Origin of the sequence: Aquabacterium sp., assembly GCF_034003525.1 — a bacterium.
In the GTDB taxonomy this organism is placed as follows: domain Bacteria; phylum Pseudomonadota; class Gammaproteobacteria; order Burkholderiales; family Burkholderiaceae_C; genus Aquabacterium.
Map to the genome: position 1 here is coordinate 30,771 of NZ_JAVEYN010000018.1, position 23,316 is coordinate 54,086.

At 65.7% G+C, this 23,316-nt stretch carries 15 protein-coding genes; 8 read left to right on the top strand and 7 right to left on the bottom strand.

The features are described 5' to 3' along the window. The first annotated feature begins 5 nt into the window (after positions 1-5). The 4 genes from RBT42_RS11465 (at position 6) to RBT42_RS11480 (ending at position 7,342) form a co-directional block, all read left to right on the top strand. Positions 6-2,615, top strand: coding sequence for a diguanylate cyclase (locus RBT42_RS11465; RefSeq protein ID WP_320365196.1), 2,610 nt, complete (start codon positions 6-8; stop codon positions 2,613-2,615). 109 nt (positions 2,616-2,724) lie between these two features. Beyond that, entirely contained in the window at positions 2,725-2,931 is a 207-nt protein-coding gene (locus tag RBT42_RS11470) for a hypothetical protein (RefSeq protein ID WP_320365198.1), read from the top strand. Between the two features lie 167 nt (positions 2,932-3,098). Then, complete coding sequence (locus RBT42_RS11475) at positions 3,099-6,614, top strand: EAL domain-containing protein (protein WP_320365200.1); 3,516 nt, start codon at positions 3,099-3,101, stop codon at positions 6,612-6,614. Positions 6,615-6,751: 137 nt separating this feature from the next. Beyond that, positions 6,752-7,342 (top strand): chemotaxis protein CheW, encoded by a 591-nt coding sequence (locus tag RBT42_RS11480; RefSeq protein ID WP_320365201.1) that lies wholly within the window; start codon positions 6,752-6,754, stop codon positions 7,340-7,342. A gap of 115 nt (positions 7,343-7,457) precedes the next feature. On the opposite strand, the gene RBT42_RS11485 is transcribed toward RBT42_RS11480, so the two are convergent. Further along, entirely contained in the window at positions 7,458-10,073 is a 2,616-nt protein-coding gene (locus RBT42_RS11485; protein ID WP_320365203.1) for an ABC transporter permease, read from the bottom strand. Between the two features lie 69 nt (positions 10,074-10,142). Between RBT42_RS11485 and RBT42_RS11490 the strand changes: the two genes are divergently transcribed. Continuing rightward, positions 10,143-10,928 (top strand): YoaK family protein, encoded by a 786-nt coding sequence (locus RBT42_RS11490; RefSeq protein ID WP_320365205.1) that lies wholly within the window; start codon positions 10,143-10,145, stop codon positions 10,926-10,928. A 45-nt stretch (positions 10,929-10,973) separates the two neighbouring features. Here RBT42_RS11490 and RBT42_RS11495 read toward each other — a convergent pair whose 3' ends face one another. From RBT42_RS11495 to guaD, 6 genes are all read right to left on the bottom strand, one after another. Further along, positions 10,974-12,026 (bottom strand): adenosine deaminase, encoded by a 1,053-nt coding sequence (locus RBT42_RS11495; RefSeq protein ID WP_320365207.1) that lies wholly within the window; start codon positions 12,024-12,026, stop codon positions 10,974-10,976. A gap of 140 nt (positions 12,027-12,166) precedes the next feature. Further along, a complete protein-coding gene (locus tag RBT42_RS11500) occupies positions 12,167-13,324 on the bottom strand; it encodes a BMP family ABC transporter substrate-binding protein (RefSeq protein WP_320365209.1) in 1,158 nt (385 codons plus the stop codon). Between the two features lie 105 nt (positions 13,325-13,429). Then, positions 13,430-14,377, bottom strand: coding sequence for an ABC transporter permease (locus RBT42_RS11505; RefSeq protein WP_320365211.1), 948 nt, complete (start codon positions 14,375-14,377; stop codon positions 13,430-13,432). After that, a complete protein-coding gene (locus RBT42_RS11510) occupies positions 14,374-15,435 on the bottom strand; it encodes an ABC transporter permease (protein ID WP_320365213.1) in 1,062 nt (353 codons plus the stop codon). Before RBT42_RS11510 ends, RBT42_RS11505 begins: the two co-directional genes overlap by 4 nt. Next, a complete protein-coding gene (locus RBT42_RS11515) occupies positions 15,422-16,957 on the bottom strand; it encodes an ABC transporter ATP-binding protein (protein WP_320365215.1) in 1,536 nt (511 codons plus the stop codon). Before RBT42_RS11515 ends, RBT42_RS11510 begins: the two co-directional genes overlap by 14 nt. Before the next feature lie 48 nt (positions 16,958-17,005). Further along, positions 17,006-18,382: a guanine deaminase gene (gene guaD / locus RBT42_RS11520; RefSeq protein WP_320365217.1), complete on the bottom strand. Its 1,377-nt coding sequence runs from the start codon at positions 18,380-18,382 to the stop codon at positions 17,006-17,008. Positions 18,383-18,536: 154 nt separating this feature from the next. Between guaD and xdhA the strand changes: the two genes are divergently transcribed. The 3 genes from xdhA to xdhC are packed head-to-tail and all read left to right on the top strand — an operon-like array spanning position 18,537 to position 23,311. Then, entirely contained in the window at positions 18,537-20,075 is a 1,539-nt protein-coding gene (xdhA, locus tag RBT42_RS11525; protein WP_320365219.1) for a xanthine dehydrogenase small subunit, read from the top strand. 15 nt (positions 20,076-20,090) lie between these two features. After that, positions 20,091-22,436: a xanthine dehydrogenase molybdopterin binding subunit gene (gene xdhB / locus RBT42_RS11530; protein ID WP_320365221.1), complete on the top strand. Its 2,346-nt coding sequence runs from the start codon at positions 20,091-20,093 to the stop codon at positions 22,434-22,436. Beyond that, positions 22,433-23,311, top strand: coding sequence for a xanthine dehydrogenase accessory protein XdhC (gene xdhC / locus RBT42_RS11535; RefSeq protein ID WP_320365223.1), 879 nt, complete (start codon positions 22,433-22,435; stop codon positions 23,309-23,311). Before xdhB ends, xdhC begins: the two co-directional genes overlap by 4 nt. Positions 23,312-23,316 lie beyond the last annotated feature (5 nt).

The window sequence follows — 23,316 nt, forward strand, 5'->3', positions numbered from 1 at the left end:
CATTGATGCAGAAGCGTGAAAGCGGCTTTGCCGACTACCTGACGTTACTGGCGAGCTGGTTGCTGCTGCTGGGATTCCTGATCTCCTACTGGGTCCAGGCCCAGGCGACGGCACAGCAGCAAACCCGGCTCGCCGAAGATCTGGCCCGAAAGGGCATCGAACAAACGTCTCATGCCCTGGCCCTGCAGACGCAAACGCTGTTGCGCACACTGGACTATGTGTCGGTCCAGCTGATTGACCAGTGGCTGAGGGAAGGCGACCGTGGACTCAGGGCGGCCGCAAGCCGCTCGCGCAAGACCCTGCAAGACGGCGCCCTGCTCAACGTGGCCGTGACAGATGCCGATGGCCGCGTCATCTTCTCGGAGTTGGACAGCCCGCGCAGCACCTTGGGCTCCCCGGTGTCCTTCGCGGATCGCGAGCACTTTCAGGTTCACTTCAACAAGCCTCTCCACCCCGCACGGTTGTTCATCAGTGAGCCGACGTTGGGCCGCATCACCCAGAAATGGGCCATCCTCCTGACACGCCCCATTGACCATCAGGGGCAACGGGTGGGGGTGCTGTTGCTGTCAGTGTCAGCCAAGCATCTGTCACAAGCGCTGGAAAAGGTCTACAGCGATCCCGAGGATGCTGCGCTGATCGTTCGCAGCGATGGCAAGTACCTGGCTCGCTCACACGAGATCAACAAGGTACTGGGCACCGCAGTTCCCTCAGACCGGCCGTTCATCAGATACCCCGAGCAAGACCACGGTCTTTATCACGTCAAGGCCCCTTTCGATGGCGTGGAGCGCTACTACGCCTGGCATCGTCTGAGTGAATACCCCTTGATTGTGAGTGTGGGCATCAGCAGAGCCAAGGCCCTGGCCCCAGTCACACTGGCCCAGCAGGAGACCTTTCGCCGCAATGTCATCGGCAGCATCGTGGTGGTGGTGATGATGCTCTTCGTCAGCAGGCTGCGCCTGAAGGCGCGCAGGCAGGAGAGAGCCCTGCGCATTGCGCATGAGCGGCTGACTGTGACGCTGCATTCGGCACACGACGGCGTGTGGTCCTGGCAGGCCAACAACAAGCGCGTGGAATGGGACGAGGGCCTGCACAAGATGCTGGCGCTTCCAACGCACGCAGACCCACGAAACCCTCACGACTGGACCGATCTTGTTCACCCTCAGGACCTGCCAAAGTTGACACGCGAGTGGCTCGCCTACCTGCGCGAAGCCAATGACGGTGTCTTTGCCACCGAGATTCGCATGCAAACGGGGAATGGCTCGTCACTGTGGGTGTCGATGCGTGCACGCGTGGTCGAGCGCGACGTGACGGGGCGGCCACAACTGGTGGTGGGAACCTACACGGACATCAGCGACCGGATCCGCGCGGTGCAACTGCGCCATGTGCTGCTGGAACAAAGCTCGGCGGCCATCGTCATGGCCAATTGGCGACGCGAGATCATTTTTGCGAACGAACGGTTCATCGAGGTGTTCGGCCCCATCGCGCCAGGCGCGCCGAACAGCCTGCACAATTTCCATGTGGACGCCGCACATGCAGAACGGGTCATGGCGCAATACCAGGTGCTGCGCCAAGATGGCCGCTGTCGGTTCGAGTACCCACTGAAAGACCAGCATGGTCAGACGCGCTGGTTCAACATTCAGGGCGTGCTCAACGACTTCACCGATCCGGACGGCGATGTGGTTTGGACCTTGTTTGACATCACCGACCGGCATCTGGCCCACGAACAATTGATCGTAGAGCGCAAACGCCTGGACGTGCTGCTTGAGCGCTTCCCAGGAGGCGTGCTGATGGAAGACGCCTCGCATCGGGTGGTGCTGCTCAACCGCCTTGCGGTCGAATGGCTGGGGCTCAACGATCAAGATGGCAGCCTGATCGGCGTGACCCACGAGCAACTGTGCGAACACCTGGACCCGAGCTGCGCTGCCTGGCTGGACGATGCACACCCTCATGAGCGCCGTGAGAGCGGCACCACCCTGGAGGTGGAGAGGCCAGACGGTAGGGTGCTGGAGGTCAAGCGCATCGAGATCAATGAGAACGATGAACCCCTGGGCCGCGTCTGGTTGCTGCAAGACATCACAGCGCGCAAACACAAAGAACGCGACCTCACCGCACTGGCGGCCACCGACTCTCTGACAGGACTGCCCAACCGCCGCGCCTTCATGGCCGCCTTGGAACACGCCCTGGACGTGACCCACCACCCGACAGGCCCTACATGTGCCGTCTTGATACTGGACATCGACTTCTTCAAGCAGGTCAACGACAGCCATGGTCACCCCATTGGCGATGTGGTGCTGCAAGAAGTGGCAAACCGACTTCGCACCTGCTTGCGCCAGCGTGACACGGCCGGACGCCTGGGTGGCGAGGAGTTCGCTGTGGTGCTGGAAGCGATCTCACCCGACGACGCGATTCGCAAGGCCGATGGCATCCGAGAACGGATCGCGGCCGAGCCTTTTGCGACGGCGGCGGGCTTGCTTCACGTCACGATGAGCATCGGCATTGCATTCCCTGGCAGCGGACTGGGCGCAGCAGAGGTGCTGAGCAATGCGGACCAAGCCTTGTACCAGGCCAAGCAGGAAGGCCGCAACCGGGTGGTGGCTTGGCAGGCAGCCGGATGATCAGTGCACACACCTCACTGTGACTCATTAAACATGGACTCATCACGGTGGCGTGTCTATGATGGACGCAAGCGATCAAACTCGGTCGCCAGGTCAACAGGAGGCCGTGATGAGCAACCATCAGAATCCGCGCGACGCGCAGGAACCGCACACCGGCAAGGTGGCCAACGACACCAACAAGATGGGTGAGCAAGAGGCCACGCAGCTGAACCAGGGGCAGCGCACCCCTGACAGCCGCAGCGATCGGGAGTCCCATGTGGGGGGCAGCAACCAGTCACAAAGCAGACGCGGCACGAGGGGCGGCCCCAAACCCTGAGGCGGTCGCTGGGGGATACGCACACCGTTACACTACACAACGTCGCAACACGGCGGTTGCACGAGTGTGAGAGGTGCGTGTGCCTGCCCGGCCGATGACGCTTGCCTGGGCCTGAGGGTGCGTGCAGCCCGCTCCCTACCTCTTTGCCGCCGAGCATCCAGGAACCCATGCAAGAACCTGAGCCATCAGGCGCTGAAACTGCGCGTCTGGCCGCATTGAAAGCCACCGGGCTGCTCAACACGCAGCCCGAAGACAAGTTCGATCGCCTGACACGCCTGGCGAGGGAGATGTTCGGCGTCAAGGTGGCCTTGGTATCGGTGGTGGACGACCAGCGTCTGTGGCTGAAGTCTCGGCAAGGCGAGGTGGACATCAATGGCGCTGCGCGCGAGGTGTCTTTCACCGCTCACGCGATTGAGCAGGCGGACATCATGGAAGTGACGGATGCCCTGCAGGATCCCCGTTTTCAGCACAGCCCGCTGGTCACCGGTTTTCCGCACGTCCGCTACTACGCTGGTGCTCCCTTGACGGTGGGCGACGGCCTGCGGATTGGCGCGCTGTGCATCCTCGATGATCAGCCACGTCCACCGCTGACCCAGACCGAGCGCCAGTGCCTGCGGGACCTCGCAGACTGCGTGGAGCAGGCCATCGGGCATGTGGATCTGCATGAGCAAAGTCTGGCGCTGCAGTCGGCACAGCGCCTGGGTGAGGTCGTTGCACGCGCCCAGTTGAGCTTCATTCAGGAGCCGGATCGCAAGAAGGCCTTTGAGACGCTGCTCACAGACATCCTGTCGCTGACCCTGAGCGACTACGGCTTTGTGGGTGAGGTGCTGCACCAGCCGGATGGACAGCCCTATTTGAGGACCCACGCCATCACCAACATCGCGTGGGACGCTGCCTCGAAGGCGTTCTATGAGCAACACGCCCCCCATGGCATGGCCTTCACCAACCTGAACACGCTGTTCGGTGCCGCCTTGAGGACCGGCGAGGTGGTGATTGCCAACACGCCATCGGGGGACCCGCGCCGCGGCGGCTTGCCTTCGGGCCATCCACCGCTGAACGCGTTCCTGGGGGTGCCCATCTACCGTGGCGAGACCATGGTGGCCATGCTGGGCCTGGCCAATCGCCCTGGCGGGTACGACCCGGCCATGGTCGATTTCCTGCAACCCTTGCTGGTCACCATTGGCCAGCTCATCAGCGCCGCGCGGGTGCAGCAGGCGCATGAGCAAAGCCTGGTGGAGCTGGCCCGACTGTCGCGGGTGGCCAGCGACACGACCAATGGGGTGGTGATCACGGATCAGCAGGGTCGCATCGAGTGGATCAACGAGGGCTTCACCCGCCTGTCAGGCTATGAATTGGCAGAGCTGATGGGCCGCAGCCCCGGCGATCTGTTGCAGGGGGCGGAGACCGACCCGCAAACGATCGCCCTGATGCGCGCGGCCTTGCGCCGCGGCGAGGCCTTCACCGTGGACGTGGTGAACTATCACAAGAGCGGGCAGTCTTACTGGGTGCGCATCAACTGCAACCCGATGCGGGATGAGGCGGGCGTGCTGCAGGGCTTCATCGCCATCGAGTCGGACATCACCCGCGAGAAGAGCGACGCCGAGCGGATTCAGCGCCACAAGCAGCGCCTGTCGGCGGTGATCGACGGCGCGCGCATCGGCACCTGGGAATGGAATATCCAGACCGGTGAGGCGGTCTTCAATGAGCGCTGGGCCTCCATGCTGGGTTACACGCTCGACGAACTGCTGCCCCACAACGTCGATTGCTGGAAAAGCCTGATGTACCCGGACGATGTGGTGCAAGCCGAAGCCCTGTTGGCTCTGCATTTCTCGCGTCAACAAAGTGACTTCGAGATGCAATGCCGCATGCGGCATAAGGATGGCCACTGGGTGTGGGTGAACACCCGGGGTCGCGTCACAACCTGGACGCCCGAGGGCCTGCCGTGCCTGATGTTCGGCACGCACATCGACATCAGTGCGCAGCAGCAGGCAAGGATCTCGCTGCAGGAGCAGGCCGACTACACGCAGGCGGTGCTGGACAACATTGTCGATGGCCTGATCACCATTGATCAGCGCGGCCTGATCGCGTCGTTCAACCCGGCGGCCGAGCAGATTTTTGGCTACACCACCGCCGAAGTGGTCGGCCACAACGTCAAGATGCTCATGCCGTCGCCGCACCGCGAGGCGCACGACGGCTATTTGCGCGACTATGTCGACAACGGCCACTCGCGCGTCATCGGCATTGGCCGCGAGTTGCGTGGGCAGCACAAGAGCGGCAGACTCTTCCCGATCGAGCTGGCGGTATCGCAGATCACACGCGGCGGCGTGCCGATGTTCGTCGGCCTGGTGCGCGACATCACGCGCCGCAAGGCCGCCGAGCAGGAGATCGAGCGGCTGGCGTTCTACGATCCGCTGACCCAGCTGCCCAACCGTCGGCTGCTGATGGACCGTCTGCAGCACGCCATGAGCACCAGCAAACGCAATGGCCAGTACGGCGCCTTGCTGTTCATGGATCTGGACAATTTCAAGAACCTCAACGATACGGCCGGGCATGCTGTGGGCGACCAGCTCTTGCAGCAAGTGGCAGAGCGCCTGGTGAGCACCCTGCGTGAAGGCGACACGATTGCGCGCCTGGGGGGCGACGAGTTCGTGGTCATTCTGGAGGGCCTGCACGAGGACGCCGAACACGCGGCGACGCGGGCGGAAGCCGTGGTGGAGAAGATCCACCACGTGCTGTCGCAGCGCTACCGACTGGGCGACCGTTACTACCTGAACAGCCCGAGCATTGGGGTGACCTTGTTCATTAACCATGAACATAGCCTCGATGACTTGCTCAAGCAGGCCGACCTGGCGATGTACCAGGCCAAGAGCGCCGGGCGCAACACCTTCCGCTTCTTCGATCCGCAGATGCAGGCCAAACTGATGGCCCGCACGCAGATGGAGGCCGACCTGCGCACCGCCGTGAGCGAATCGCAGTTCCAGCTCTTTTACCAACCTCAGGTCGATCACCTGGGCCACACCGTCGGTGCCGAGGCCCTGATCCGTTGGCCACATCCGCAACGTGGCATGGTGCCGCCCAACCAGTTCATTCCCGTGGCCGAGGAGATGGGCTTGATCGTGCCCATCGGGCTGTGGGTGCTGGAGACCGCCTGCCAGGTGCTGCTGGGCTGGGCCCGCGCGCCAGAGACCGCAGAGCTCACGCTGGCCATCAACATCAGCGCACGGCAGTTCCGTCAGGCCGACTTTGTCGACCAGGTGAAAGGGGTGCTGGCACGCACCGGTGCACGCCCAGAGCGATTGAAGCTGGAGCTGACGGAAAGCATGTTGGTGTCCAACGTGTCAGACATCATCGCCAAGATGAGCGCGCTCAAGGACATCGGGGTGAGCTTCTCGCTCGATGACTTCGGGACTGGCTATTCGTCCCTGTCTTACCTGAAGCGTTTGCCGCTGGACCAGCTCAAGATCGACCAGAGCTTTGTGCGCGAGATTTGCAACAGCTCGAACGATGCGGCCATCGCCCGCACGATCGTGGCGCTGGGGCACAGCATGGGCATGGCCGTGATCGCCGAGGGCGTGGAGGACGAAGCGCAGCGCGCCAAGCTGGGCTCGATCGGTTGCCTGACCTACCAGGGCTACCTGTTTGGCCGCCCGGTGCCTTTGAGTGAGTGGTCCGCGCAACGCTGAGCCCCATCTGGCGGCCAGGGAGTCGGCGAGCGTGCGTTTTGCACTTGTCTTTCCGGATATCTGGCCGATACTCACAGAAGTAACAGTTTCAATGAGGGCGCCCCTGCCTGGCGCCGGTGAATCGACAGAGGACGACCATGGACACCCTGCAAGCTACCGCCCCCCAGACCCTGACGGGCGCATCCACGCAAGGTGGATCTCAGACTTCTTCTTTGGCTTTGCGCAACACGCCGTCGCGTCAGGTGCGCCATGCGCCTCCGGGTCGCGAGTACCTCACCTTCCGGCTGGGCAGCGAAGAGTACGGCATCGACATCCTGAAGGTGCAGGAAATCCGCTCGTATGAGCCACCCACCAAGATTGCCAATGCCCCGTCATACCTCAAGGGTGTGGTGAACCTGCGCGGCGTGATCGTGCCCATCGTGGACCTGCGCATCAAGTTCAACTGTCTGAACGCCCAGGGCGAGGCCGAGATCAACAGCTTCACCGTGGTGATCGTGCTGAACGTGCGCGGCCGCGTGGTAGGCGCCGTGGTGGACTCGGTGAGCGATGTGATGCAACTGAGCGAGCAGATGATCCAGCCCGCCCCCGAGATGAGCAATTCGATCGTGGACACGACCTACATCACCGGCATCGCCAATGTGAGCGACCGCCTGCTGATCCTGATGGACATCGAGTCGCTGATGGGCAGCGCCGAGATGGGCTTGATCAACAGCCTGAGCGAGGGCTGATCGCTCAGGTTTGGGACTGAAACATGAGCCGGCTGCGTGCCGGCTTTTTCATGTCCGGACGGCGCCGGACGGCAGGGTGGACCCAGGGAACATCATCCCTGCCCTGCCCCTTCGTTCATTCGGCTTGCCGCAGCGTGAGCGCTACGGGGCGCTGCACCACGCCACGCAGGCTCCACCAGCCCGCCAGCCAGGCCAGCAAGGCCCCGGAGACCGCCCCCAGCAGGGGCCACCACAGGGGTGCCTGCCAGGCGAAATCGAACACCTTGGCGGCCAGCACGGCCCCAATGGCCAGGGCGGCGGCGGCCGACAAGGCGCCGGCCAAGGCCCCCACGCCCAGCAGCTCGATGCGCTGCACGCGTGCCAGCAGGTCTTGGGTGGCCCCCAGGGAGCGCAGGATGGCCCACTCGCGGGCACGGCGCTCGCGCGAGGTCATCAGGCCGGCCATCAGCACGATCAGGCCGGCGACCAGGGTGAAGATGAACAGGAATTCGACCGCCGTGATGACCTGGGCCAGCACGCGCTGGATCTGATTGAGCGTGGCCGAGACGTCCACCACAGTGAGATTGGGGAAGCGCTGGATCAGGGTGCGGTCGAGCTGGGATTGCTCGGGCATGCGGAAGGCGGTGATGTAGGTGGAGGGCCAGTCGGGCATGGCCTGGGACGGCGCCATCACGAAGAAGTTGACGCGCATGGAGGCCCAGTCGACCTTGCGCAGGCTGGTGACGCGGCCTTCGTGCTGCACGCCGGCCATGTCGAAGCGCAGGCGGTCGCCCATCTTGAGACCCAGGGTCTCGGCCAGGCCGGCCTCGACACTGAAGGCATCGGGCTCTTCGGGCTGGTAGCGGCCCGCCACAACAGGGTTGTGCGCCGGGGGCTGGGCGGCATAGCTGAGGTTGAACTCGCGCTCGACGAGACGCTGGGCGCGCTCTTCCACGTAGTCTTGCGCACGCACGGGCTGGCCGTTGATGCTGAGCAGGCGCGCCCGCACCATGGGGTACCAGTCGTACTGACTGACGCCGGCTTGCTTGAGCGTGGACTGGAAGTCGTCGACCTGATCGGGCTGGATGTTGATGACGAAGCGGTTGGGGGAATCAGGCGGGGTGGCGGCGCGCCAGCTGGCCACCAGGTCGGTGCGGATGAGGATGAGCAGCATGAGTGCGAGCAGGCCCACACCCAGGGCGCAGACCTGGACGATGGTGTGCCCGGGCTGAGCCGTGAGCTGGCGGGTGGCCAGAGTGAGCCAGGGTGGCAGGCGGCCTGCGAAGGCGTGGGCCGCGCGGCGCAGTACCCACACGGCCAGCGCCGCGAAGACGGCAAACACCAGCATGGCCAGCACGAAGCCGCCCAGGGCGATGGCCCCGAGCTTGAGGTCTTGCGCCACCACCATCAGCAGGCCGAACAGGGCACCGATGCCGAGCACTGCCATGCCCAGGGAGAGCACCCGCACCTGCCCCAGGTCGCGCCGCAGCACGCGCAGGGGCGGCACCCGGGCCAGTTGCAGCACTGGCGGCAGGCCAAAGCCCAGGGTGAGCAGCACGCCGGTGCCCACGCCCAGCAAGACGGGTTGCCAGCCGGCGGCCGGCAAGCTCACGTTGACCAGATCGGACAGAATGTGGACGAAGACGTGGTGAAAGCCCCACCCCAGCAGCAAGCCCAGGGCGCTGGCCATCATCCCCACGAGCAGGAACTGCAAGGCATACGACCAGGCCATGGTCGTTTGCGACACGCCCAACACACGCATCAGAGCGCAGTCGTCCAGGCGGCGCTGGGCAAAGTCACGCGAGACGACGGCCACGGCCACGGCCGAGAGCAAGGCGGCCAGCAAGGCCACCAGGCGCAGGAACAAGGCGGCGCGGTCGAGCGTGGCGCGCATTTCGGGGCGTCCCTGCTCCAGGGTCTCGACGCGCACGCCGCGCAGCTTCTCGACGGCCGGCTCGCTGTCGCGCACGAAGCGCCTCAGGGCCGCTTGCGCCGCGTTGTCCCCGGGGACCGCCCCCTTGAGATTGGCGGGAGCACCCACGTCACCCCGGCGCGCGGGGCCGGCCACCAGCAAGCGGTAGGTGACGCGGCTGGCGGGCTGGATGAGTTCGGTGGCGGGCAAGTCCGACTCGCGGATCATCACGCGGGGCGAGAAGGAGCTGAAGCCCGATCCCCGGTCGGGCTCGTTGACGATGACGGCGCTGATGCGGAAGGACGCCTCGCCCAGCCAGATGGCATCGCCCATTTTCAGGTTCAGGGCGGGCAGCAAGCCGGGGTCCACCCAGACCTCACCCGGGCGCGGGCCGCCTGCGGGGGCGGGGCCGCGGGACTGGACCGTGCCGTTGGCATCCAGCTCACCCAGGGTCAACTGGCCGCGCAGGGGATAGCCTTCGCCGACGGCCTTGAGGCTGCCCAGGCGGGCCTCGCCGCCCAACTCGTCGGGGGCGCGGGCCATGCTGGGGAAGCTGGCCGTGCGTGCGGTGCGCAATTGCTCGGCCTGGGCTCGGCGTGCAAAGTCGTCGGGCAAGGGCTGGTCGCCCACCACCACCACGTCGCCGCCCTGCAACTGGGCCGCGTCGCGGCTGAGGCCACGCTCGATGCGGTCGGCAAAGAAGGCCACGGCGGTCAGGGCGGCCACAGCCAGGGTCACGGCCACGAGCAGAACGCGCATGCTGGTGGCGCGCAGGTCGCGACGGGTCTGGATCAGGGCCCATCGCCAGGCGGGAATGGTGTGCAAAAACGGATCAGCCATGTCGGTTTGTAGTCGGTCCCACGTGCAATTGAGCGATGATGTCAGCTTTAGCGGAAGTTTGCTCAAGCCATGCCCGTCGAGTACCTGCGGACCCTGACCGCGCCGGAACGCACCCGGCGTACCGATGTTCACCTGGGCCTGTTCCTGGCCTTCAATGCCGGCGCCATCAATGCGGGCGGCTTTCTGGCGGTGAGCCAGTACACCTCACACATGACGGGGCTGGTGTCCGAGATGGCCGACCACCTGGCGCTGGGCCAGATGGACCTGGTCAAGGGCGCGCTGATCTCGGTGCTGTCGTTTCTGGCGGGCGCGGCCACCTCGGCCATCATGATCAACTGGGCGCGTCGGCGCCGCTCGCGGCATGAGTTTTCCGCGCCGCTCTTGCTGGTGGCGATCCTGATGCTGGCCTTCGGGGTGCTGGGTGCCTACCACCGCGTGATTGGCTCGTCGCTGATCATGACCGTGGTGCTGCTGTGCTTCATCATGGGCTTGCAGAACGCGATGATCACCAAGGTGTCGAACTCGGTGATCCGCACCACGCACGTGACGGGCATGGTGACGGACATCGGGATCGAGTTGGGACGCCTGCTGTACTGGAACCGCACGCCCGACAGCCCGGAGCACCCAGCCGTGCGGGCGAACCTGCGGCGCCTGCGCCTGCACCTGAGCCTGGTGCTGATGTTCTTTCTGGGCGGCCTGCTGGGCGCGCTGGGGTTCAAGCACCTGGGCTACATCGCCACGGTGCCCCCTGCCCTGTTGTTGGCCGCGCTGTCGTCGCTGCAGTTCATTCCCGACCGCAATGCGGATGCGCGCCCGGGCAAGCGCGTGCCCGTGACGGTGGACGAGCAGGCCTGAGTCAGGTCAGATGCCAGCCTGACTCAAGGTGGCTGCCACGCAGGATCAGGCCTGAGCGCTGAAACGGGCGAAGGTCTGGTCGAGCTGGGCGATCCAGCCGGCCTTGACGGCATCGCTCACGAAGCTGGCTTCGAAGCTGTTGCGCGCCAGGGTGTAGGCGTCCTTGGCGTCCAGATCCAGGTCGGCGAAGGTGGCCAGGAAGTTCTGGTTCATGTAGCCGCCAAAATAAGCCGGGTCATCGGAGTTGATGGTGACCTTCAGGCCGTGCTGCAGCAGGGTCTTGAGGTTGTGCTCCTTCATGGTCTGGAACACGCACAGCTTGATGTTGGACAGCGGGCAGACGGTGAGCGCCGTGCCCTGGCGAGCCAAACGTTTGACCAACTCCGGGTCTTCGACGCAGCGCACGCCGTGGTCGATGCGCTCCACATGCAGCACATCGAGCGCGTTGATGATGTACTCGGGCGGGCCTTCTTCGCCGGCGTGGGCGACGAGGTGCAGGCCCAGTTCCTTGCAGCGTGCGAAGACGCGGGCGAACTTTTCAGGCGGGTGGCCACGCTCGCTGGAGTCCAGGCCCACGCCGATGAACAGGTGGCGATAGGGCAGCGACTGTTCCAGCGTCTCCAGTGCGGCTTCTTCGCTGAGGTGGCGCAGGAAGCACATGATCAGGGCCGAGCTGATGCCGAGCTCGGTGCGGGCGCGCTCACAGGCGCTGTGCAGGCCCTGGATCACCACCTCGAAGGGCACGCCCCGGTCGGTGTGGGTTTGGGGGTCGAAAAACAATTCACTGTGGACGACGTTGTCAGCCTTGGCCTTGAGGAAGTAGGCCCAGGCCATGTCGTGAAAGTCCTGCTCTTTGAGCAAGACCGAGGCGCCAGCGTAGTAGATGTCGAGGAAGCTTTGCAGGTCGGTGAAGGCGTAGGCTGCACGCAGGGCCTCGACACTGGGATAGTTCAGCGTGACGCCGTTGCGCTGCGCCAGGGCGAAGATCAGCTCAGGCTCCAGCGAGCCCTCGATGTGCATGTGCAACTCGGCCTTGGGCATGGCCTGCACCAAGGCGGGCAACTGATCCTGGGGAATGGTGAAGGCGGGCTGGCTCATGAGGGTAACGCGCTGTCGCGGCAAAAGAATCGTGAGAAAGGTCGAACGAGAACGGTCGACGGAAAAGACAACAGGCCGTCCACGCGGGACAGCCTGTTATAGCGTGAGATGCGACCGTGTTCAACACGGCCGCTGAGGACTCACTTGCTGGAGGGGACCGAGCCTTCCACGCCCTTGACGTAGAAGTTGATGCCGCCGAGGAACTTGTCGTCGGCCGTGGCGCCAGCGGCCAGCACTTCCTTGCCATCCGTGCCCACGATCGGGCCCTTCCAGATGGTGAAGCTGCCGTCCTTCAGGCCGGCCTTGATGGTCTCAACCTGGGTCTTGACCTCGGCGGGCACGACATCAGAAACGGACACCAGGTCGATGGCGCCTTCCTTCACACCCCACCACACACCACCGGTCGACCAGGTGCCCTCCAGGGCGTCCTTGGTGGCCTTGATGTAGTACGGACCCCAGTTGATGACGGCCGAGGCCAGGTGGGCCTTGGGACCGAAGTGGCTCATGTTCGAGTCCCAGCCGAAGGCGTACTTGCCGGCCTTCTCTGCCGTCTGCAGCACGGCGGCCGAGTCGGTGTTCTGGAACAGCACGTCGGCGCCCTGGTTGAGCAGGCTTTGCGCGCCTTCGGTCTCCTTGGGAGGATCGAACCAGGCGTTCACCCACACCACCTTGGTCTTGATCTTGGGATTGACGCTCTGTGCACCCAGGGTGAAGGAGTTGATGTTGCGGATCACCTCGGGGATGGGGATGGAGCCCACCACACCCAGGGTGTTGGTCTTGGTCATCGAACCGGCGATCACACCGGCCATGTAGGCGCCCTCGTAGGTGCGGGCGTCGTAGGTGCGCATGTTGGCGGCGGTCTTGTAGCCGGTGGCATGCTCAAACTTGACGTCAGGATGGTCGGCGGCCACCTTGAGCATGGGCTCCATGTAGCCGAAGGTGGTGCCGAACACCAGCTTGGCACCCTGACCCACCAGGTCACGGATCACGCGCTCGGCCTCGGGGCCCTCGGGCACCTTCTCGACGATGCTGGTCTTGACCTTGTCGCCGAATTCCTTTTCGACGGCCAGACGGCCTTCGTTGTGGGCGTAGGTCCAACCGGCATCGCCCACCGGGCCGACGTAGGCGAAGGCGATCTGCAGGGGCTCGGCCGCGCTGGCGGCAGGTGCCGCCTCGGACGTGGCCTGCGCCGTGGCTTCAGGCTCGGACTTGCTGCAACCGACCAGCGCGGCGGTGGCAGCCAGAGCGGCCCAGCCGCCCATCTTCAACAGAGAACGCTTGGACAAAGGTGTAGTCATCTCATCTCCAGGTGTGAAAGCGGGTCGGACAAAGACCCAGACCAATGACAAAGTTGTATACAGCAATGATCATGCCGGCCCATGATGCCAGCTGAATGGGCCATTTCAATGCCCCGGATGGAAGGGCTTGCCCAAAGAAGCCGGCATGTTCAGGCGGATCCAGGTCGGGTTGCGAGAGATCAGCACCAGCACCACGATGGTGGCGACATACGGCAGCATGGTCAGGAATTGGCTGGGAATCGCCACGCCCTGCCCCTGCATCTGGAACTGCAGCATGGTGACGCCGCCAAACAGGTAGGCACCCAGCAGCACGCGTCCCGGGCGCCAGGTGGCGAAGGTGGTCAGCGCCAGCGCGATCCAGCCCTTGCCGGCCACCATGCCCTCGACCCACATCGGCGTGTAAGACAAGGAAATGAAGGCACCGGCCAGGCCGCACAGCGCGCCGCCACCCATCACGGCCAGCAGGCGGATCGGACGCACCGCATAGCCCAGGGCATGCGCCGATTCGGGGGATTCGCCCACCGCACGCAGCACCAAGCCGGGGCGCGAGCGCATCAGGAACCAGGTCAGGCCCACGGCCAGCAGCACCGCGATGTAGACCAGCGGGTGGTGCTTGAAGAAGGCCGTGCCCACAAACGGCAGGTCAGACAGCCAGGGGATGTCGAAATGCGGGCGCTCGGGCAGGCGCTCTTGCGTGTAGCGGATGCCCACGAACGCGCTCAAACCCGATCCGAACAAACTGAGCGCCAACCCCGTGGCGTACTGGTTGGTGTTGAGCCAGATGACCAGCAGCCCGAACACGCCAGCCATGACGGCCCCGGCCAGGGCCCCGGCACCAAAGGCCAGCCAGTCGTTGCCGGTGGCCACGCCCGTGGCAAAACCAGCGATGGCTGCGACGAGCATCATGCCCTCCGCCCCCAGGTTGAGCACGCCAGCGCGCTCGTTGAGCAAGAGGCCCAGGGCGGCCAAGGCCACCACGGTGCCCGCGTTGAGGGTCGCGGCGATCAGCAGCGCCAGCGAATCGGCAGTGATGAAGGAGGTGACTTCGGTCATTTGGCGTTCGCCCAGCGCAGACGTTGGTGGATGAAGGTGTCACACGCCAGCAGCGTGAACAGCAACAGGCCCTGGAAGACACCGGTCATGGCCTTGGGCAGGCCCAGGCGCGACTGCGCCAGCTCACCGCCGATGAAGAACATGCTCATCAGGATGGCCGAGAAGACGATACCGACCGGGTGCAAGCGCCCGACGAAGGCGACGATGATGGCCGCGAAGCCGTAGCCCAGCGGCACATAGGGCGTGAGCTGGCCTTGCGGGCCCGCCACGTCCAGCGCCCCGGCCAGGCCGGCCATGCCGCCCGACAGCAGCAGCGCCGTCCACAGCGCCTTGCGCGACGAGAAGCCGGCGTAGCGCGCTGCCTGCGGCGCCAGGCCGCCCACCTGCAACTGGAAGCCCGCGTAGGTGCGGAACAGGAAGATGGCAAAGCCCGCCACCGCCACCAGAGCGAGGATGAGGCCGATGTTCATGCGCAGCCCGGTCATCAGCTTGGGCACGCGCGTGGCTTCCAGGAAGGTGATGGTTTGCGGGAAGTTGTAGCCCGCAGGATCCTTCCAGGGGCCGTAGACGAGGTAGCTCAGCAGCATCTCGGCCACGTAGACCAGCATCAAGCTGACGAGGATTTCGTTGGCGTGGAAGCGGTCACGCAAGCCAGCCACAATGCCGGCCCAGACCATGCCGCCCAGCATGCCGGCGGCCAATACGGCCACGACGATCCAACGTCCGGTGTCCGGCGTGGCCTGCATGGCGACGCCGCCGGCGAAGATGGCGCCCATGACGAACTGCCCTTCGGCCCCGATGTTCCACAGGTTGGCGCGGAAGCACGCGGCCAGCCCCAGCCCGATCAGGATCAGGGGGGTGGCTTTCAGGCTGAGCTCGGACAGGGCGTAGGGGCTCTTGAGCGGCTCGATGAAGAACATGCGCAGGCCCGCCACCGGGTCTTTGCCCAGGGCGACGAACAGGCCCACGCCGATCACGACGGTGATGAACAGCGCAATGAGGGGCGAGGCGAAGGTCAGCGCCTTCGAGGGGACGGGACGGGGCTCAAGCTTGAACATGGGCGCCCTCCTCGTTCACGGCGGCAGGCGCATCCCACAGGCCGCTCATCCAGGCACCGATCTGCTCGATGGTGGCCTCGGCCACGGGCAGACTGGGCGAGAGGCGACCTTGCGCCATCACCATCAGGCGGTCACTGACTTCAAACAATTCGTCCAACTCCTCGCTGACGACCAGCACGGCGCAGCCGGCATCGCGCAGCTTCAACAACTCGCCCCGAATCTGGGCAGCCGCGCCCACGTCCACGCCCCAGGTGGGCTGGGAGACCAGCAGCACCTTGGGCTCGGCCTCGATCTCGCGACCCATGATGAACTTTTGCAAGTTGCCCCCCGACAGGCTGCGCGCGGGCGCCTGCGGACCAGCAGCCTTGACCTTGAAGCGCTCGATCAGCTCGGAGGCCATGCCGACCACGCCGTTCATGCGGAGCCAGCCACCGGGGCCGATGGCATCGGTGCGGGTCAGCAAGGTGTTCTGGGCCAGCGACATGGTGGGCACGGCGCCGCGACCCAGGCGTTCTTCGGGCACGCTGTTGAGGCCCAAGTGGCGGCGGTGCCGTGGCGACATCCGGCTGATGTCCTTGCCAAACAGGAAGATGCTGCGTGGCTGCGCGCGCAGGTCTTCGCCGCTGAGCGCGGCCATCAGGGCCTGTTGCCCGTTGCCTGACACGCCGGCAATGCCCAGGATTTCGCCGGCACGCAGCTCGAAAGCCAGGTCTTTGAGGTCGACACCGAAGGGGTCGTTGCGCGGCACGTTGAGCTGGCGCACCGACAAGGCCACGTCGCCCAACACAGGCGCGGCACGGCGCAGTTCGGGCGGCTCGGCGCCGATCATCAGGCGCGAGAGGCTGGCGTTGCTTTCCTTGGTCGGGTCCACCTCACCGGTGACCTTGCCGCCGCGCATCACGGTGCAGTGGTGGCACAGGGCGCGGATCTCATCGAGCTTGTGGCTGATGTAGAGGATGGCACAGCCCTTTTCGGCCAGGTGGCGCAGGGTCACGAACAGGCGGGTGACGGCCTGGGGCGTGAGCACCGAGGTGGGCTCGTCCAGGATCAGCAACTCGGGGTTGGTCATCAGGGCGCGCACGATCTCGACGCGCTGGCGCTCGCCCACGCTGAGGTCGTGCACGGTGCGGGTGGGGTCGATGTCGAGGCCGTATTCGCCGGCCACCTCGCGGATGCGGGCGGTGACCTCGGCCAGGCTCATGGACTTGTCGAGGCCCAGCCAAACGTTTTCGGCCACGCTGAGGGTGTCGAACAGCGAGAAGTGCTGGAACACCATGCTGATGCCCAGGGCGCGCGCTTCCTGCGGTGACTTGATGTGCACCTCGCGGCCATTGAAAAGGATCTCGCCTTCGTCGGGCTTGACGGCGCCGAAGATGATCTTCATCAGCGTGGACTTGCCTGCGCCGTTTTCGCCGAGCACGGCGTGGATCTCGCCGGGTCGCACTTTCAGGCTCACCGCATCGTTGGCGCGCACGCCAGGGTACTGCTTGGTGATGCGCCTCAGTTCAAGACGGTAGCTCATGAGGGTGGTGGTCAGAAATGGGTCAAGCCAAAGAACAGGGGCGCTCGGTCAAAGCGGAGATTGGAACACCGTTTGACCCCGAATCAGGGTTTCCACGAGGTTGCGTTCGTCACCCAGGGTCATCCAGACGAAGGCGCGTTCGTGCAAGGATGCATGCGAGTCGCGTGCCAGGCGGTCACGGTGTTCGGCCACAGGGCCGTGGGCCCAGTCCCACACCGCCAGATCGGCCATGTGGCCGGGTTCGATCTGGCCGATTTCGTGAGAGAGGCCCAGGGCTTGCGCGGCCCCCAGGGTCGCGGCGTGCAGGGCTTTCCAAGCAGTCAGGCGGTTGCCCAGCATCGCCTGGATCTTGTAGGCGTCCTGCATGTTGCGCAGCATGGACAGGCTGGTGCCGCCGCCCACGTCGCTGGCCAAGCTCACGGCCACGCCTTCACGCTGCGCCTGGGCCCAGTCGAACAGGCCGCTGCCCAGGAACAGGTTGGACGAGGGACAGTGGGCAATCTGGGCGCCGCGTTCGCGCAGCACGGCGCGGTCGTTGGCGTCCAGCCAGATGCCGTGGGCCAGCACCGCACGCGGGCCGAGCAGGCCGTCGCGGTCGTACACATCCAGGTAGCTGCGCGCGTCGGGGAACAGTTCGGCCACCCAACGGATCTCGTCCTGGTTCTCGGCCACATGGGTCTGCATGTAGGTGCCGGGGTAGGTCTGGCACAGCAGGCCGGCCATGGCCAGTTGCGCGGGCGTGCTGGTGGGCGCAAAGCGCACGGTGACCGCAAAGGCCTGACGGCCCTGGTTGTGCCAGCGGTCAATCAGATCGATGCAGTCCCGCTCGGCCTGGACCACGTCGTCGCGCAGGCCGTCGGGGGCGTGGCGGTCCATCAGCACCTTGCCGGTGATGAGGCGCATGCCTTGTGCATGGGCGGCCTCGAACAGGGCCTGTGCACTGACTTTGTGCACGGTGGGGAACACGACGGCGCTGGTGGTGCCATGCGCCCACAGCGCCGACAAGAAACGCTGCGCCCCCTGCTGGGAGACTTCCGGGTCGGCGTAACGCTTCTCGGCCGGGAAGGTGTAGGTGTTGAGCCAGTCCAGCAAGGCCGTGCCAAAGCTGGCGATCACGTCCAGTTGCGGGCAGTGCACATGGGTGTCGATGAAGCCGGGCATCAACAGGCGGCCGCCATGGTCCTCCTGCGGCACGGACTGCCAGCCAGCGGGGACAGGCTGGTCGGCCGGCTGCACGGCGTGGATGTGGCCATCTTCGATCAGGACCAGGTGATCCGGGCGCCAGCGCACCCCGGTGGCCTCTTGGGGCAAGGCAAAGCCAGGGTCGGCGGTGAAGTCGAGCAGGTCCGCCCGCAGCACGCGCCGCAAGGCAGCGTCTGTCTGAGGGGCTTCGCTTGTCAGCGACACAGGATCAGGGGCATTCATACAAGACAAAGAACAGCGGACCGGTGAGCATCATGGATGGTAGAGCATGCACAAGCACTGATCGGGCCAACTTTGCCACCCTGGCGTCAATGCGTCGGCACGCCGCTTGCATTCCATCCTCGCCATAATGAGCTGTACAAAAGGAGACCTGTTGATGAGCGCCCCTGCCGAGCCCCGGCCCTCCCGCCCCATTCGCTTCGTTCACCGAGGCGAGGTGAAGGAGGTCAGCGGCGTGCCCGCCACCACCACGGTGTTGCAGTGGCTGCGTGAAGCGGCGCACTGCAGCGGCACCAAGGAAGGCTGTGCCGAAGGGGACTGTGGCGCCTGCACCGTGGTGCTGGGCGAGCGTGACCCTGCCAGCGGCGCCTGGCAACAGCGCACGGTGAATGCCTGCATCCAGTTCCTGCCCACGCTCGACGGACAGGCCTTGCTGACGGTGGAAGACCTGCAACCCCGCGCGGATGCACCGCTGCACCCATGTCAGAAAGCCCTGGTGGATTGCCACGGCTCGCAGTGCGGCTTTTGCACACCGGGTTTCGTGATGTCGCTGTGGAACCTGTACGAGCACCATGAGCAGGCGCCGCCACGTGCGGACCTGGCGGATGCGCTGGCGGGCAATCTGTGCCGCTGCACGGGCTACCGGCCGATTCTGGATGCGGGGAAACAAATGTTCGATGCGCCGCGCGTCGACTTCGACCCCTCGGCCTACCTGCAGGCCCTGAGCACCCTGGCCGATCAACCCGATCTGGTCTATGAAGGCCCGGACCCCGCTGCGCCCGACCAGACCACCCGTTTCTTTGCCCCCACCACGCTGACCGAGCTGGCCCGGCTGCGGGCGGCCCTGCCCCAGGCCCGCGTGCTGGCCGGCGGCACCGACGTGGCCTTGTGGGTGAACAAGCAGTTCAAGGCGCTGGGCGACATCCTGTATGTGGGCCGCGTGCGCGAACTGCAGCAGATCACCCCCTGGGGCGTCAACCCGGCTCAGCCTGAGGGGCTGGAGATCGGCGCAGGCGTGTCGCTGGAAGCAGCTTGGTCCACCTTGAGCCGCCATGTGCCCGCCTTGCGCGAGATCTGGCTGCGCTTTGCCTCGCCCCCCGTGCGCCATGCCGGCACGCTGGGCGGCAATGTGGCCAACGGCTCACCGATTGGCGATGGCGCTCCCATCTTGCTAGCCCTGGGCGCCTCGCTGGTGCTGCGCCAGGGCGAACAGACCCGCGAGCTGCCTTTGAGTGCGTTCTACCTGGGCTACATGGCCAACGCCTTGCAGCCAGGTGAATTTGTGCAGGCCCTGCGCGTGCCGCTACCCCAGGCCGCGCGGGGTGACGTGCTGCGGGCCTACAAGGTGTCCAAGCGGCGTGACAGCGACATCTCGGCGCTGTGCGCGGGGCTGATGATCCGCCTGGAGGATGGCCTCATTGCCGAGGCGCGACTGGGTTGGGGCGGCATGGCCGCGACGGCGCGTCGGGCGACGCTCACCGAAGCTGCACTCATTGGCCACCCGTGGAATGAAGCCACGCTGCAAGCCGCCCAGGCCGCTTTGGCGCAGGACTTCCAACCCCTGACCGACCTGCGCGCCACCCGCGACTACCGCCACTCCGTGGCCGCGAATTTGTTGAAGCGTTTCTGGATGGAGACCCGTCCGGATGCGCCCCTGCCATCGACCCAGACCCAGATCTGGCCGGCACCTGTGTGACAAGGAGGGCTTGTGATGACATCGAACTCTGTGAGCCCTGACCGGGTGGCGGGCCAGCCCCTGCCCCACGAATCGGCCCACCTGCATGTGGCCGGGCGCGCGCCCTACATTGACGACCTGCCCGAGCTGGCCGGCACGCTGCATGCGGCGCTCGGCCTGTCACCCGTGGCGCATGGCCGCCTGACCCACATCGACGTGGCCGGCCTGAAGGCCCTGCCCGGCGTGGTGGCCGTGCTGACCGCCGCCGACATCCCTGGCCTCAATGACTGCGGCGCCCTGGTCCACGATGACCCCATCCTGGCCAGCGGTGATGTGCGCTACCTGGGACAGCCCGTGCTGGTGGTGCTGTCGACCCAGCGCGAGCTGGCCCGCCGCGCCGCCGCACGCACGAAAGATTTTGTTCAGATCGAACCCCTGCCTGCCATCTTGACCCCGGAAGAGGCCCATGCGGCCGGCCAGTATGTGGTGCCACCCATGCGCCTGCGCCGTGGGGATGTGGACGCCGCGTTCGCGCAAGCGCCCGAGCGTCTGCAGGGCCGCTTCCACCTGGGCGGACAAGAGCACTTCTATCTGGAAGGTCAGATCGCCTACGCCATCCCGCGTGAAGACCGCGGCCTGCTGGTGCACAGCTCCACCCAGCATCCCAGCGAGATGCAGCACGCGATTGCGCACGCACTGAACCTGCACGCCCACCATGTGCAGGTGGAATCGCGCCGCATGGGCGGTGGCTTTGGCGGCAAGGAGTCGCAATCGGCCGTGTTCGCCTGTGTGGCCGCCCTGGCCGCGCACACGCTGCAACGCCCGGTGAAGCTGCGACCTGACCGCGACGATGACATCCTGATCACCGGGCGGCGCCACTGCTTCATCCACGACTTCGACGTGGCCCACGATGAGCACGGCCGCATCCTGGGCACCCGGATCGAGATGGTGTCGCGTGCGGGGTTTTCGGCCGACCTGTCGGCGCCGGTGATGACGCGCGCGCTGTGTCACTTCGACAATGCCTACTGGCTGCCGGCGGTGGACGCCCAGGGCTTTTGCGCGCGCACGAACACGCAAAGCAACACGGCGTTTCGGGGCTTTGGCGGCCCCCAAGGTGCGATGGCCATTGAGCTGATCATGGATTCGCTGGCCCGCAAGGTGGGGCGCGATCCGTTGGAGGTGCGCCTGGCCAATCTGTACGGCGTGGGTGAGCGCGACACCACACCCTATGGGCAAAAGGTGGTCGACAACGTGCTGCCCGTCCTGATCCGCGAGTTGGTGGCCAGCAGCGATTACCACGCCCGCCGCGAAGCCGTGGCCGCCTTCAATGCCAGCAGCCCCATCCTGAAAAAGGGCTTGGCCCTGACCCCGCTGAAGTTCGGCATCTCCTTCAATGTCGTGCACCTGAACCAAGCTGGCGCGCTGGTGCACGTGTACAACGACGGCAGCGTGCTGGTGAACCACGGCGGCACCGAGATGGGCCAGGGCCTCAACACCAAGGTGGCGCAGATGGTGGCGCACACCCTGGGCGTGAGCGCCCACCGCGTGCGCGTGACCGCCACCGACACCAGCAAGGTGGCCAACACCTCGGCCACGGCCGCTTCCACAGGCTCGGACCTGAACGGCAAGGCCGCCGCCAACGCAGCGCAGCAGATCGTGGAACGACTGGCCCAACGCACCGCCACCCGCCTGGGCGTGTCCGCCAGCGAAGTGCGTTTTGCGGATGATCAGGTGTGGGCCGGCGAGCAGGCCTTGAGCTTCGAAGACGTGGTCAACGACGCCTACCTGAACCGCATCCAGCTCTGGTCAGACGGGTTTTACGCCACCCCCGGCCTGAGCTGGGATCGCCAGACCATGCAGGGCCACCCTTTCTACTACTTCGCCTACGGCGCGGCCGTGAGCGAGGTGCTGCTGGACACGCTAACCGGCGAATCACGCGTGCTGCGCGCCGATGTGCTGCACGACGTGGGGCAGTCGATCAACCCGGCGCTGGACATCGGCCAGATCGAAGGCGCCTTCGTGCAGGGCATGGGCTGGCTCACCAGCGAGGAGCTGTGGTGGCACCCCGACACGGGCAAGCTGATGACGCACGCCCCGTCCACCTACAAGATCCCGACGGCCAATGACTGCCCGGTGGACTTCCGCGTGAAGCTCTTCCAGAACCGCAATGTGCAGGACACCATCTACCGCTCGAAGGCGGTCGGTGAGCCGCCGCTGCTGCTGCCGTTTTCGGTGTTCTTTGCGCTGCGCGATGCCATCTCCAGCGTGGGCGGGCACCGCATTGACCCGCCATTGCGCGCCCCGGCCACGCCCGAGGCCATTCTCGATGCCATCCAGGCGGTGCAACGCCAGGCGCAAGCGTTGGACCCGCTCAGCGCATGAGCTTCACCGCATCCAGCGCCCCCGACCGCCTGACGCCACGCAGCCTGCACGCCCGTGCCACGCGTTGGCTGCAAGACGGGCGCGCCGCCTGCATCGTCAGCGTGGACGACATCCGGGGCTCCACCCCGCGCGATCAGGACGCCCGCATGCTGGTGACGCCCGACGAAGTGCGGGGCACGGTCGGCGGGGGACATCTGGAATGGCGCGCCATCGACCTGGCGCGTCAGGCGCTGCGCGAGGGCCTGCCTGCGGAAAGCTGGACGCACACCTTCCCGCTGGGCCCCACCCTGGGCCAATGCTGCGGCGGGATCGTGACCCTGCGCTTTGAAGCGCTGAGCGACACCAGTCTGGCCGCCTGGCAGGTGCCACCGCCCCGCTTTCATGTCGAACTGCACGGCGCCGGCCATGTGGGCCAAGCCATCGTCAAGCTGCTCAGTGATCTGGACTGCAGCGTGCGCTGGATCGACGAACGTGCCGACGATCTGCCGCAATGGGATGCCCAAGCTGGGCTGCCGGCGCCCGAGCAGCTGGCTGCCCTGCCCGACCACATCCAGTGGCTGCCCACCGAGGCGGCCGAACGCGAGGTGCTTGACGCCCCCCCGAACGCCTGTCACCTGGTGCTGACGCATCGGCACGATCTGGACCTGAAGATCATCGATGCCGTGCTGCGTCGGGGCGATTTCCGCTTTGCGGGCCTGATCGGCTCACAGACCAAGCGGGCGCGTTTTCTGCACCGCCTGGCTGAGCAAGGCATCTCAGCCGCGACCCTGAATCGCCTGACCTGTCCCATCGGCCTGCCCGACATTCAGGGCAAAGAACCCGCCGTGATCGCCATCGCGATGGTCGCTCAGTTGCTGGCCGCACACGCCGCCTGACACAC

Coding starts and splice junctions, on each gene's coding strand:
- RBT42_RS11465 (WP_320365196.1), top strand. CDS start 6: ATGCAGAAGCGTGAAAGCGGCTTTGCCGACTACCTGACGTTACTGGCG.
- RBT42_RS11470 (WP_320365198.1), top strand. CDS start 2,725: ATGAGCAACCATCAGAATCCGCGCGACGCGCAGGAACCGCACACCGGC.
- RBT42_RS11475 (WP_320365200.1), top strand. CDS start 3,099: ATGCAAGAACCTGAGCCATCAGGCGCTGAAACTGCGCGTCTGGCCGCA.
- RBT42_RS11480 (WP_320365201.1), top strand. CDS start 6,752: ATGGACACCCTGCAAGCTACCGCCCCCCAGACCCTGACGGGCGCATCC.
- RBT42_RS11485 (WP_320365203.1), bottom strand. CDS start 10,073: ATGGCTGATCCGTTTTTGCACACCATTCCCGCCTGGCGATGGGCCCTG.
- RBT42_RS11490 (WP_320365205.1), top strand. CDS start 10,143: ATGCCCGTCGAGTACCTGCGGACCCTGACCGCGCCGGAACGCACCCGG.
- RBT42_RS11495 (WP_320365207.1), bottom strand. CDS start 12,026: ATGAGCCAGCCCGCCTTCACCATTCCCCAGGATCAGTTGCCCGCCTTG.
- RBT42_RS11500 (WP_320365209.1), bottom strand. CDS start 13,324: ATGACTACACCTTTGTCCAAGCGTTCTCTGTTGAAGATGGGCGGCTGG.
- RBT42_RS11505 (WP_320365211.1), bottom strand. CDS start 14,377: ATGACCGAAGTCACCTCCTTCATCACTGCCGATTCGCTGGCGCTGCTG.
- RBT42_RS11510 (WP_320365213.1), bottom strand. CDS start 15,435: ATGTTCAAGCTTGAGCCCCGTCCCGTCCCCTCGAAGGCGCTGACCTTC.
- RBT42_RS11515 (WP_320365215.1), bottom strand. CDS start 16,957: ATGAGCTACCGTCTTGAACTGAGGCGCATCACCAAGCAGTACCCTGGC.
- guaD (WP_320365217.1), bottom strand. CDS start 18,382: ATGAATGCCCCTGATCCTGTGTCGCTGACAAGCGAAGCCCCTCAGACA.
- xdhA (WP_320365219.1), top strand. CDS start 18,537: ATGAGCGCCCCTGCCGAGCCCCGGCCCTCCCGCCCCATTCGCTTCGTT.
- xdhB (WP_320365221.1), top strand. CDS start 20,091: ATGACATCGAACTCTGTGAGCCCTGACCGGGTGGCGGGCCAGCCCCTG.
- xdhC (WP_320365223.1), top strand. CDS start 22,433: ATGAGCTTCACCGCATCCAGCGCCCCCGACCGCCTGACGCCACGCAGC.